Here is a 12956-nt window from a genome sequence, read left to right as displayed (position 1 = left end):
TCATCAATGCTTGATTCAGCATGAATGATTTTTTGAATTAAAACATAAAGGTAAGCTTATACTACATTTTTTTCAATGTTAGGCGAATGAATCATTGCTAAAATGATTTTTGCCATTTCGTCCATCAGTGTTCTTCGACCAAATTTTTCTATAAAATCACTTCGATTTACGGTTGAAAAACGGTGATTTTCTAATTTTTCAAGCAAATTTTCCACATCACAAGGTTTAAAAAGTATTACATTTGCTACATTTTTTTCGATGAAATTTCTCGCAAAACCATTTACACCTGCAATAATCGTTTTGTTAGTTGCTCCGTATTCAAAAATCTTTGATGGCAATACTTTTTCAAAGGCTTTAGCGTCGTTCAGGTGCAAAAACAAAAAATCGCTTTTCTGATAAAAGTTAATCAACATTTCCTGACTGACTGGCTTAAACAAATTGACATTATTTACATTCAGAAGATTTAGTTTTTCTTCCAACAATTTTTTGGTATTGCCATCACCGATGATGTTGAAAATATACTTCCCTTCCAAAGCTTTCGCTGCTGCTGGAATAATTTTCTCCAAACCTTGTCCATTGCCAATATTTCCTGCATAAGTAATAATTTGTGGCTGATTTTGAATAGTAAGCTGAAAATTATATTTTAAAAATACTTCATCAATTCCATTCGTAAAATAGCTAACATTTCCCTTGAAGTATTTAAAATTATCTGCAAAAGCTTCTGAAACAAGATTGAGATGTTGAGCAGTGTTGACGCTAAATTTTTCAATCATTTTCAAGATTGGTACAAGAAATACTTTCATTAAAAACTTGAGAACAGGATTTTGAAAAGCTTCTAAAACTGCTTCTGAAAAAATATCTCTGATGTCAAGAAAAAGTAAAGTTGGTTTTCGGCGAGCAATTATCGCTCCGAGTAAAGCCGTGAAAAGTCGAGACGAAGAAGCGTAAATCAAAGTATAATCATATTTTCGGGTATATTTCAGTACCGATTTTGCATAAAATGTAAAGGCAAAAATTTGCCCGAAAATGCTGTTTTTATGTGGCGGCAAAGGAATTCTGCGAATGATTAAATTATCCTTTTGCTCGAAAACTGGGGCTTGATTGCTGAAACTGTGATAGCGATTTGGCGTAGTCGTGAGTACTTCAATAGAATCTGTTGAAGTAATTTTTGTTTGAAGAGCTTGAACCAATGCAGTACTTCTGAACGAACCTGCACATAAATCTGGCTGAAAATTAAAACTTAGGACGAGGATTTTCATAAGCTTTATGGAATTTAATTGTTGTAGTTAATTCTTTTTTAAAGTGTATAATCGCTAATTTGGCTGGTTTGAGTACATTAAATTCTTCGGCTAATAAATAATCCGTAAGCGTAATTTCGAGGTTTTCTGAAAATATAATTGTAGCGAAATCGGTTGAAAGTATATTTTCAGTAAGCTTAATTTCGATGTTGGGGTAAAAGTGTAAAAATGCTTTTGCTGGAAAATTCTCATTCCCAAGTATTGTATCACGAATGGTAATTTGTTGTTTTTCTATCCAAAAATCTCTTTGATGAACAATTCCCAAACGCTGATAGCCGTTGTACGAAGCCGAAATATGATTTTCTGATTCTGATAAAATTTTTGGTTTCGCTCGCCTCGCTACTCTAAAAATACTCCAAATTTCCGATTGTTCAAAATCTCCAATTTGAACGGTATTATGTGCCGTAGTCGAACGTTCCTGCTGTCGCCTTTCTGCAAACTGATAAGTAGAAGTACCAGTATCCACAATAAAAGGCTTTCCACGAATGTACAAGATGAAATTAAAAGTATCGGAATGAGCGTGTGCAGATAAATACTTGGGAGAAATTTCAGCTACATCGACAAACAATTCATAAGTAGCTTTCTGAAATTTTCGATAACCGCTTTCTTTAATTTTAGTAGGTTTGGGCAATAAATTTAAGCTTTTGGCGAACGCTAAAAGTTCAGCAGTATTGGGTGCAAAATTTTGAGCGGAATCATTTACCAAAGGAATATCGCCATTTTCAAAAGTTATGACTGCCAAAAAATCAAGCATTTTTTGAACGTAATCTTTCAATAATTCATTTAGAAAGTACTCGCTAAAATCAGGATTATTTTTCACCAAATTCAAGCTGTCGAGCAAACGAAAGAGTACGATTTGGTGATACATGGGCGATAATTCAAAATGTCCGCCATCGGCTAAAATCTGTTCTTTTAGTTCTTTTTTCAAAAGCTTGGTAGCAATTTTCAGAAAGTACTTATCTCTAAAATAATAAGCGGCAAAAAGTAAAGAAAACGCATTTTCCAATAAGTGATTTCCTAAAATGTGGTACTCCAGATTTTTACTCAAAATACGATAATGAGCCATCAAAAAAGCATCTATTTTGGGTTCTTGAATTTGATGGTAAGTCAAAAATTTTATCCAATTGATGCCTCTCAAAGAAATCGGATAAGGTTCTAAACCTGTGCTGAGGTTTGAAGTATTGATAAAAGTATTAATCAGAGCCAAGCCGTCTTCTTTGGATAAGTCTTTTTGATGCAGAAAGTCAAAATAATTTAGCTGATATGTCCATAATTTTCCGAAAGATTTTTCATCATTCCAGTCGATGGCTTCTTTAAAATACTTGGATTGATTCAGAAAGATAAAACGTTTTTCGGTTGAGAAATATGTCTTTTTAGCAGGAATTGATGCTTGTAAATGTAAACTAAAACTTTTCGTTTCAATCGTTTTGGGATATTGCCAGCGAAGTATTTTTCTAACCAAGCGTTTTGTCCGATAATACAGTTGATAAAATATTTGCTTCGGACGTAAATGTAGAATTGTGTAGAAGTAGAGTTTTGTTTTCATTTTTCGTAAAGACTTTAGGATGTTAGACTTTAAGACATAAGAAACAAGATACAAGATTTTAGATGCAAGATTTAGGCCTTTAGGATTATTAGATTAAAGATTTTAGAAACAGAATGTACATCAATCTTGTATCTTAAAGTCCTAAAGTCTAAAATCCTAAAGTCTTCAAACGTCTTGCTTCAAAAGCTCAAAGCTCATTTCTCAAAGCTCAGGGCTAATCATTAATGAAAGAAAATATAGCTCACCCAAATAGAAGTAATAACGCTCACTAAATCGGCTGTTAGACCAGCCCAAAGCGTGTAACGTGTATTTTTGATATTTACCGAGCCAAAGTACAAAGCCAAAACATAAAAAATCGTATCAGAAGAGCCTTGAAAAACACATGACAAACGTCCAGCAAAAGAATCTGCACCGAACGTTTTCATGGTATCAATCATCATCGCTCTTGAACCTCCACCGCTCAAAGGGTGCATCAAAGCCGTTGGCAAAGCGTCTGTGAAATCGGTATTCATTCCCGTTAAAGAGAAAACGAACTTCATTCCATCAACCACCCAAGTTAAAGCACCAGAATTGCGTAAAGCTCCAATTGCAACCAACATTGCCACCAAATAAGGAATAATTTTTACCGAAGTCTCAAAACCTCCTTTTGCCCCTTCTATAAAAGCACTAAAAACATCTACTTTTTTGCGTACAGCTCCCAATAAAAATGAAATAATAAACGTAAATAAAATAAGGTTGGAAGCTACTTTTGACACTACTTCAATTTGCTCTTTCGGAATACTTGAAAAATACCAAAGTACCAAGCCGATAAATAAGGAAATCCCACCTAACCATGAAATAATTACTTTATCAAACAAATTGATTTTCTGTCGAATCGCTACAAAAAGTAAACCTGTAACCGTAGCCACATAAGTAGCAATCAGACAAGGAATAAAAATATCCGAAGCATCAGCCGCACCATAAATCGAACGCTGTGCCATAATACTGAGGGGAATCAAAACTGGTCCAGCACTATGCAAAACCATAAACATAATTTGGGCATTAGAGGCAACGTCTTTACTTGGATTCAATTCTTGTAAACTCTGCATCGCTTTTAGTCCAAAAGGCGTGGCAGCATTATCTAAACCAAGCATATTGGCAGAGAAATTCATAATCATCTGTCCATTGGCAGGGTGATTTTTAGGAATTTCAGGAAATAAACGATTGAAAAATGGGCCAACCAAACGAGCCAAAAAGTTAATTGCCCCAGCACGCTCGCCAATGTTCAACAAACCCATGAAGAAAGTCATCACGCCAGCCAAAGGCAAGGCAATTTTCATGACTGCTACTTCGGAAGAATCAAACATTCCATCAATGATTAATTTAAAAATTTCGGTGTCGCCCGTAAAAATCAGTTTGATGAGTGCCACAACAAAAGCAATCATAAAAAAAGCAATCCAGAGGTAATTTAAAGCCATGTTTCAACAAAATTTGATGAGCGTAATATTGATAATTTGAATCGGGCGGCGAATTGCTTTGCGATTTGAAAATAGAAGTATTAAAAGCACAAAATGAAATATTTTCAATATTCAAAGAAATTCACCCTTAAATTTATGTTTTATTCTTTAATGAACATCAAAAATATGAGAAAACAAATTTTGAATGTCTTACTTTTTTTAATCATTTCTTCACCGCTTTTAGCCAATAGAGATATTCCAAATCGTAAGAAAAACAGTAAAACCTCTAAGCAAAAAACGATTTATACTTGTGAGTACGAACAAAAGATGGCTCAACAAGGCTTAGTAAATATCAAAGAAATTGACCCTACAATTTTGGTCGAATTGAAGTATTCAAGCACAGATAATTTTGTTGGAAAGGATGTTTATGGCTGTATTAATAATTGTTTTATGCAAAAACGCCCTGCCAATATGCTCAAAGAAGCCAATGAATTACTTCAACAAGAACACCCCAATTACAGGCTTTTGGTTTATGATGGCGGTCGCCCGCTGAGTATTCAAAAAATTCTTTGGAATACACTTTCTCAATATTCGGTAAAAGAACGTGAAAAATATGTTTCAAATCCTGCAAAAGGTTCGATTCATAATTATGGAAGTGCCGTGGATTTAACCATTGCCACTGCCGACGGAAAACCCTTGGACATGGGTACAAAATATGATTATTTCGGGGAATTGGCCTATCCAACCAAAGAAGCCTACTTTCTGGCAAAGAAAAAATTAAGTTCAAAGCAAATTGCCAACCGCAAGTTATTACGCAGTGTAATGAAAGCCGTTGGCTATATGCCTATCGACTATGAATGGTGGCATTTCAACGCCGTTTCTCGCAACGAAGCCAAACAATTGTATAGAATTATCGAGTAAACTAAGATTCAAAATAAGAATCGTTCGATTTTAATAAAAAAGTGTACGAAAACGTACACTTTTTTATTTATACAATTACTTTAAAATCCTGTTTATCAAGCAATTAATTTCAATGGCATATTACTTGAGGATTTCCTATAAAAAAAGATTCTGGCTAAAGGCTTCATTCTGAAAATTTTAAGAGGCAATTCCATTTTCCCTTTTATCATAGTATCGTAGCCGTTTATCCTAATTTTTTTTAAAGCCCCAAAAATCATTCGTAACATTGAAACATAAATTATAAGAATTATGAAATTCTCATTACTAATCCTAACAGGCATTACATTATTAACTTTTCAAGGAAAAGCACAAAACGCTATTCAAGCAAGTGGCAACGAAACTAAATTGTCGCTTCAAGAAGCGGTAAATATTGCTTTGAAAAATAATATTTCTGTCAAACAAAGTGAAAACCAAGTTTTACTGAACGACATTCAGTTGAAACAATCAAAAAACAATCAACTTCCCAGTGCCACAGGTTCTATCAACGAATCGTTCAACTTTGGTCGAAGCCTTGACCCATTTACCAACACCTATATTGAAAAAAACATCAACTACAACAGTATAAGTATCAATGCCAATGTTACTATTTTTAATGGTTTTCTTTTAAAGAACACAATTCTTCAAAACGATATTCTATTAAAAGCAACACAGTTAGACTTACAAGCAATGAAAGAAAACATTTCTTTGCAAGTAGTTTTGGCATACTTAAATGTACTGAATGCTCAAGATATTTTAACCATTTCTCAAAGCCAGACACAAATCACCAATTTGCAAATTCAACGTACTGAAAAATTGGTTCAAGCAGGTTCATTACCACAATCGAACCTTCTGGATTTGAAAGCTCAATTGGCAACAGAAGAAACTACGGTTATCAACAACCAGAGTACTTTAGATTTAGCCAAGTTATCACTGCTACAATTATTGAATGACAAAAATATTACAGATGTTAGTGTAGAGAGGCTTTCAGTACCTGTACCTGCTACGAACGTTCCTTATGATGCTTCTCCATTTAAGATATTTGAAATTGCAGAAAAAAATCAGCCTACTATTTTAGCAGCAGATTTACGTATCCAAGGAGCAATGAAAGGAATTGATATTGCTAAAGCTGGTTTTTTACCTACTATTTCGGCTGGAGCAAGCTTTGGTGGAAACCAATCGAACGCTCAAAAAACTTATCGTTTGGATGGAACAACTACTTCAAATTTAGGAACGGTAAGTTTCAATGGACAAGATATTCCTTTGATTGTTTCACAACCTAAATATGTTGAAGACGGAACAGTTGCCTATTTTCAACAATTGAAAAATACTGCTAATTATGGTTTTGGTTTCAATGCTTCAATTCCAATTTTTAGCCGCTTTTTAAACAAGAATCGTGTAGCTCAGGCTAAAATTCAGAAAAATAACGCAGATTTATCGGCACAGTTGGCTCGCCAAACACTCCGTCAGAATATCGAGCAAGCTTATACCAATATGAACAATGCAGCAAAACGCTACGATGCTCTTACAGTTCAAGTAACAGCTTTGGAAGAATCGTTCAGAGCAGCAGAAAGTAAATTTGGTGCTGGAGCAATCGACTTTGTGAATTATAGTTTGCAAAAAACAAATTTGGATAAAGCTCGTGGCAACCAAGTGCAAGCAAAATATGATTTTATCTTTAGAACAAAAATTTTAGATTATTATCAAAATAAACCACTTACCTTTTAACTTGTGAAAAAGTGGTAAAACACACTTACAATCACACAATTTTCTCAACATTATGGCAAAGAAATCTTCAAATAAAATCTGGTGGATATTAGGTGGAAGCATTGTAATAATAGGCCTTGGTCTAATCATTGCAAAACAACAGGGACTTATCGGCAAAGAACCTTCTACTGAAGTAGAATTCACCAAAGCTAAAAAAGCTGATATCATCGAACGAGTATCTGCTTCTGGAAAAATTCAACCAGAAATTGAAGTAAAACTTTCGCCAGATGTTTCGGGTGAGATTGTAGGTTTGTACGTAAGTGAAGGTGATTCTGTTGTAGCAGGACAATTGTTATTAAAAATTCGTCCTGATAATTACGAGTCTTTATTAGCTCGTGCAGAAGCACAAGTAAATTCGTCGAAAGCTTCTGTGGAACAATCTAAAGCGATTCAGTCTCAAGCAGAATCTCGTTTAGTAAAAGCTAAAATCGACTACGACCGTAACAAAAAATTACATGATGATAAAGTAATTTCAGATGCAGATTTCGACCAATACAATTCTCAATACTTAGTTGCTAAACAAGATGTAGAATCGGCTAAAGCAAATGTTCAAGCGGCATCCTTTAATGTAAAAAGTTCAGAAGCGGCTTTAAAAGAAGCAAGAGCCAACTTGACTAAAACGACGATTTATGCTCCACAAAGCGGAACAATTTCAAAATTGAATGTTGAATTAGGCGAGCGTGTAGTAGGAACTTCGCAAATGGCAGGTACTGAATTATTGAGAATTGCCAACTTAAATAAAATGGAAGTGCGTGTAAACGTGAACGAAAACGATATTACCCGTGTTTCTATGAATGACACGGTAATTATCGACGTTGATTCATACAGTGCTTCGGGCAGAAAATTCAAAGGGGTAGTTTATGAAATTGCCAGTTCGGCAAATGGTTTAGGAAGTACCACAGCTACTGTTTCAGCGGATGCCGTTACAGAGTTTGAAGTAAAAATAAGAGTATTACGTAAGTCTTATGAAGATTTAATTGTTGGAAAACATTCTTATCCCCTAAAACCAGGCATGACGGCCTCTGTTGAAATCATCACCGACCGTAAAAATGGTGTTTTATCCGTTCCTTTGGCTTCTGTAACCACACGTGACCCAAATGCAAAAGAAGGTAAAGATGGTGAAGAAGTGAAGAAAGAAGAAGATTCAGACAATAATGAAGACCTTCAAAAGGTTATTAAGAAAGAAAAAGTGAAAGAAGTAGTTTTTGTTTTGGGTAAAGACAACAAAGCAAAAATGAAAGAAGTAAAAACTGGTATTTCAGATTTTGAAAACATTGAAATTCTTTCAGGTTTAGCAGAAGGCGAAACCATTATTTCTGGACCATACTTAACAGTTTCTAAAAAACTAAAAGATGGAGAATTAGTAACGAAAAAAGAAGTTAAAAAAGATAAAAAATAAGACATTAGATTAGTTTGGTTTAGGGTTTATGAAAAAGCCAGTCAGGATTGTTTTGACTGGCTTTTTTGTGTTTATACGCCATCACTTCGTGTTGATTTCTTTTGTATATTTATGTAAAACAAACTAAATATGACATCAAGACGTAACTTCATCAGCCAAGTAACTGCTCTTGCAGGCACTTCGCTCCTTCCAACTTTCAAAGGACTATCGTCCAATGACTTACATTCCATTCAACAATTTTCGCCCAGCAAATCGGCACAAATGATGGCTACTGACGAAGATTTTTGGTATCAAATTCAGCAAGCTTATACTGTTTCTCCGCAAATTATCAATTTGAATAACGGAGGAGTAAGTCCATCGCCAACAGTAGTCCAAAATGCCGTAGAACGTTACAACAAATTTGCGAATGAAGCTCCAAGCTATTTCATGTGGCGTATTCTCGACCAAGGTCGTGAACCTTTACGTGAAAATTTAGCAAAATTTTCAGGTGTTTCTTCCGAAGAAATTGCCATCAATCGTAATGCCACTGAGGCTTTGGATACGGTAATTTTAGGGCTTCCACTGACCCGTGGCGACGAAATTGTACTTTGTAAGTACGATTACCCCAATATGCTTCATGCTTGGCGACAAAGAGAGTTACGAGAGGGTATTAAAATAAATTATGTTGAGATAGATTTACCTTTAGAAAACAATGATTTGATTGTTCAGAAGTATGTGGAACAAATGACGCCCAAAACCAAAGTTGTTCATATTACTCATATCGTGAACTGGAACGGGCAAATCATGCCTGTAAAACGCATTGCAGACGAAGCCCACAAACGAGGAATAGAAGTATTGATAGATGGAGCTCATTCGTTTGCTCATCTTATGTACAAAATTCCAGAATTAGGGGGCGATTACTTCGGAACAAGTTTGCATAAATGGCTTTCAGCTCCCATTGGGTCGGGAATGCTTTGGGTAAAAAAAGAAAAAATCAGTAAAATTTTTCCTTTGATTCCCAACGATAAACCTAATTCTGATAATATCCGAAAGTTTGAAAATCTGGGTACTCGTCCTTTTATGATTGAACAAGCCATTGGTCAAGCTCTCAATTTCCAATTAGCCATCGGCAATGCACGCAAAGAAGCACGTCTCCAATTTCTGAAAACCTATTGGACAAAAGAAGCCAGCAAAATCACAAAAGTAAAATTAAATACGCCCTTGAAACCAGAGTACTCTGGAGCATTATCGCATTTCAGTATTGAAGGAATGGAAGCAGGGAAAATAGAAAGTGAATTGTTTGCCAAATATAAAATTCACACAACGCCTGTAAAATGGGAAAAATTAGATGGAGTACGAGTAACACCGCATGTTTACACTACTTTGCAGGATTTAGACAGGCTTTTAGAAGCTATTAATTATTTATCAAAAGCCTAAAAAAGTGAGGAGTTTTGAATGCTAAGTGAGGAATTAAGTACTGACAATTCCTCACTCAAAATTCAAAACTCAGCACTTATATTATCCTACCAATTCTTTCAAATCTTCATCGTTTAATTGTTTACGAGCATCAGCCATCAACAAGAAACGAGTATAAAGTTTATCTAAATCTGGTTTTTCGAACTCGAAGCCTAATAATTGTAAGCGGTGACGAAGAGCAGCACGTCCAGAACGAGAAGTAAGCACGATTGCCGAAGAAGGTACACCTACATCTTCAGGGTTCATGATTTCATAATTCTGTGCGTGTTTCAAGAAACCGTCTTGGTGAATACCTGATGAGTGAGCAAAAGCATTTGCACCAACCACAGCTTTATTCGCTTGTACAGGCATTCCCATCAAGTTAGAAACTAACTGAGAAGTAGGATATAAAAATTTAGGATTGATATTAGTCTGATAACCTAAATCTTTGTGCGTATTCAAAATCATGGCTACTTCTTCTAATGAAGTATTTCCAGCACGTTCGCCAATACCGTTGATGGTCACCTCTACTTGTCTTGCACCTGCCTGAATCCCTGCAATTGTATTAGCAGTAGCCAAGCCCAAATCGTTATGGTTGTGCATTGAAATTACTGCTTTATGAATATTAGGAACATTTTCAAATAAATAATTGATACGCTGGAACATCTGATGAGGCAACAAATAACCCGTTGTATCAGGTAAATTTACTACGGTAGCACCAGCATTGATAACAGCTTCTGTCAATTGAGCTAAGAAAACCAAGTCTGCACGACCAGCATCCTCTGCGAAAAATTCAACATCTTCTACAAAAGACTTTGCGTACTTCACAGCCCAAACGCCTTTTTCAAGAATTTCTTCACGAGTAGAATTGAATTTATATTTAATGTGCGTATCAGAAGAACCAATACCTGTATGAATTCTTGGATATTTGGCGTGTTTCAAGGCAGCAGCAGCGGCATCAATATCTTCTTTCTTAGCACGAGTCAAACCACAAACAGTAGCATTTTTAACCAATTTAGCAATCTCTTCAACTGAACGGAAATCGCCAGGAGATGAAATAGGAAAACCTGCTTCGATAACATCTACCCCGAGTAATTCGAGTTGTTCAGCAACTTGTAATTTTTCATCAGTATTTAACTGACAACCTGGTACTTGTTCACCATCACGAAGAGTAGTATCGAATATTAAAATTTTCTGACTCATGATTATTGATTTTTTGTCTAATTCTTAATCAAAAATAGTATTGGATTTTAGAAAAAACAAATTTCAACAATTTAGCACTTTAGAATTAAATTCTAAAAATGGCAACTAAATCATTCTTTTTAGAATTTAAGTCTATAACAAAATCATTTTAAAGGTTTTTATTCTAAATATTTATCAATTCAGTTTGTAAATTATTTCTTAAAAAATATCGTATATTTTATTCGCTTAAACGTTCAGAATTAAGTAATTATTAGAAAAGTACAATTATTCAGAAAAAATCCATTCACAAAAAAGCATATCAATTTGTCAAACCCAAAATCCATGTTTAAATTTGATTGATTAACATAAAGCGAATTAAAATCGCCATAATGATACCATGCTAAAAAATAACTGGACAAGAGAAGAAATCGAAGAAATTTATAATCTCCCTTTCATGGAATTAGTGTACCGTGCAGCTACTGTACATCGCCAACACCATGACCCACAGGAGGTTCAAATCAGTACACTACTTTCTATCAAAACAGGTGGTTGTCCTGAAGATTGTTCATACTGCTCACAGGCAGCTCGTTATCACACAGACGTGAAAGTTCAGAAATTAATGGAACTTGATGAAGTATTAGCCGCAGCTCAAAGAGCAAAAGATGCGGGTAGTTCTCGTTTCTGTATGGGTGCAGCATGGCGTGAAGTACGTGATAATAAAGATTTTGATAAAGTATTAGGAATGGTACAGGGCGTAAACTCTATGGGTTTAGAAGTATGCTGTACACTTGGAATGCTAACAGAATCGCAGGCTGAGAAATTGAAAGACGCAGGTTTATATGCTTACAATCATAACGTTGATACCAGCGAAGAACATTACGAAGATGTAATTTCTACTCGTACTTTCGCTGACCGTTTGAATACTATCGAAAATGTTCGTAAAGCAAAAATTTCGGTTTGTTCGGGTGGTATTATCGGTTTAGGAGAATCTGATGGCGACCGTATCGGAATGTTGAAAACTTTGGCAAATATGCCTCAGCATCCAGACTCAGTACCTATCAATAACCTTGTTCCTATCAAAGGTACGCCACTTGGCGACCAAGAACCAGCTTCTATTTGGGATATGGTAAGAACGATTGCTACGGCAAGAATCTTGATGCCTAAATCAATGGTAAGACTTTCGGCTGGTCGTTTGGATATGACTTATGAAGGACAAACACTTTGTTTTATGGCAGGTGCAAACTCTATTTTCTCAGGAGATGTATTATTAACAACGCCAAATCCAGCTGTTAAAAATGACCAAGAACTTTTCCAGATTTTGAGTATCAAACCACGTGAGGCATTTAAAGACACGAAAAAAGCTCCTGTTGAGTTTCAAGTGATACCAAGTGCTGGCAAGGCTTTGGGCATTACAGAAGTTAATATTTTGTAAGAGTAATTTTCAACCAAAAACATTATCAAAAATGGCACTACAAGTTGGCGATAAAGCCCCTAATTTCACTTTATTCAATACTGAAAAGAAAGAAATCAGTCTTTCAGATTTTGCAGGTAAAAATGTAGTTATCTTATTTTTTCCTTTGGCTTTTACAAGTGTTTGTACGGCTGAACTTTGCGAAATGAGAGACAATATCGCTACGTATTCAAACTTAAACGCTGAGATTTTAGGTATTTCAGTAGATTCACTTTTTACTTTAGATAAATTCAAGGCAGAGCAAAGTCTTCCTTTCAATTTACTTTCTGATTTCAATAAAGAAATATCTACTGCTTATGGAAGTATCTACGAAAACTTTGTGTTGGGCATGAAAGGAGTTTCTAAGCGTTCGGCTTTTGTAGTGGATGCCAACGGTACAATTCAATATGCAGAAGTATTGGAAAGTGCTGGAGATGTTCCAAATTTTGTTGCAGTAAAAGAAGCTTTAGCAAGTTTATAAGTAGTGATTAGGGTTTCCTACAACTCT

At 35.2% G+C, this 12956-nt stretch carries 10 protein-coding genes; 6 read left to right on the top strand and 4 right to left on the bottom strand.

The window, feature by feature from the left end; genetic code table 11:
• Window positions 1-56: 56 nt before the first annotated feature.
• From VB248_RS06525 to VB248_RS06515, 3 genes are all read right to left on the bottom strand, one after another.
• Window positions 57-1259: a glycosyltransferase gene (locus VB248_RS06525; protein ID WP_323295945.1), complete on the bottom strand. Its 1203-nt coding sequence runs from the start codon at window positions 1257-1259 to the stop codon at window positions 57-59.
• Window positions 1234-2844 carry an alginate lyase family protein gene (locus tag VB248_RS06520; protein WP_323295944.1) on the bottom strand — a complete coding sequence of 537 codons (1611 nt, stop codon included), beginning with the start codon at window positions 2842-2844 and terminating at the stop codon, window positions 1234-1236. The genes VB248_RS06525 and VB248_RS06520 overlap by 26 nt, the downstream gene beginning before the upstream one ends.
• A 221-nt stretch (window positions 2845-3065) precedes the next feature.
• A complete protein-coding gene (locus VB248_RS06515; RefSeq protein ID WP_323295943.1) occupies window positions 3066-4301 on the bottom strand; it encodes a nucleoside recognition domain-containing protein in 1236 nt (411 codons plus the stop codon).
• Between the two features lie 165 nt (window positions 4302-4466).
• Here VB248_RS06515 and VB248_RS06510 point away from each other — a divergent pair, with 165 nt between their 5' ends.
• The 4 genes from VB248_RS06510 (at window position 4467) to VB248_RS06495 (ending at window position 9798) form a co-directional block, all read left to right on the top strand.
• A complete protein-coding gene (locus tag VB248_RS06510) occupies window positions 4467-5201 on the top strand; it encodes a M15 family metallopeptidase (RefSeq protein WP_323295942.1) in 735 nt (244 codons plus the stop codon).
• 288 nt (window positions 5202-5489) lie between these two features.
• Complete coding sequence (locus VB248_RS06505) at window positions 5490-6944, top strand: TolC family protein (protein WP_323295941.1); 1455 nt, start codon at window positions 5490-5492, stop codon at window positions 6942-6944.
• A 52-nt stretch (window positions 6945-6996) separates the two neighbouring features.
• Window positions 6997-8382 (top strand): efflux RND transporter periplasmic adaptor subunit, encoded by a 1386-nt coding sequence (locus VB248_RS06500; protein WP_323295940.1) that lies wholly within the window; start codon window positions 6997-6999, stop codon window positions 8380-8382.
• A 129-nt stretch (window positions 8383-8511) separates the two neighbouring features.
• The gene (locus VB248_RS06495; RefSeq protein ID WP_323295939.1) at window positions 8512-9798 is read left to right on the top strand and encodes an aminotransferase class V-fold PLP-dependent enzyme; all 1287 of its coding nucleotides are present in this window, start codon (window positions 8512-8514) and stop codon (window positions 9796-9798) included.
• A gap of 81 nt (window positions 9799-9879) precedes the next feature.
• Here the strand turns inward: VB248_RS06495 and VB248_RS06490 are convergent, their stop codons facing one another.
• Complete coding sequence (locus tag VB248_RS06490; protein ID WP_323295938.1) at window positions 9880-11019, bottom strand: 2-isopropylmalate synthase; 1140 nt, start codon at window positions 11017-11019, stop codon at window positions 9880-9882.
• Between the two features lie 376 nt (window positions 11020-11395).
• Between VB248_RS06490 and bioB the strand changes: the two genes are divergently transcribed.
• Together bioB and VB248_RS06480 are read left to right on the top strand one after the other, a co-directional pair.
• Window positions 11396-12430, top strand: a complete 1035-nt coding sequence (gene bioB, locus VB248_RS06485; RefSeq protein WP_323295937.1) for a biotin synthase BioB — start codon at window positions 11396-11398, stop codon at window positions 12428-12430.
• Between the two features lie 31 nt (window positions 12431-12461).
• Entirely contained in the window at window positions 12462-12929 is a 468-nt protein-coding gene (locus VB248_RS06480) for a peroxiredoxin (protein ID WP_323295936.1), read from the top strand.
• The last annotated feature ends 27 nt before the right edge of the window (window positions 12930-12956 follow it).

The sequence above is a fragment of the Arcicella rigui genome, assembly GCF_034929435.1.
Lineage (GTDB): Bacteria > Bacteroidota > Bacteroidia > Cytophagales > Spirosomataceae > Arcicella > Arcicella rigui.
This window is presented reverse-complemented; position numbering and strand designations above follow the sequence as displayed.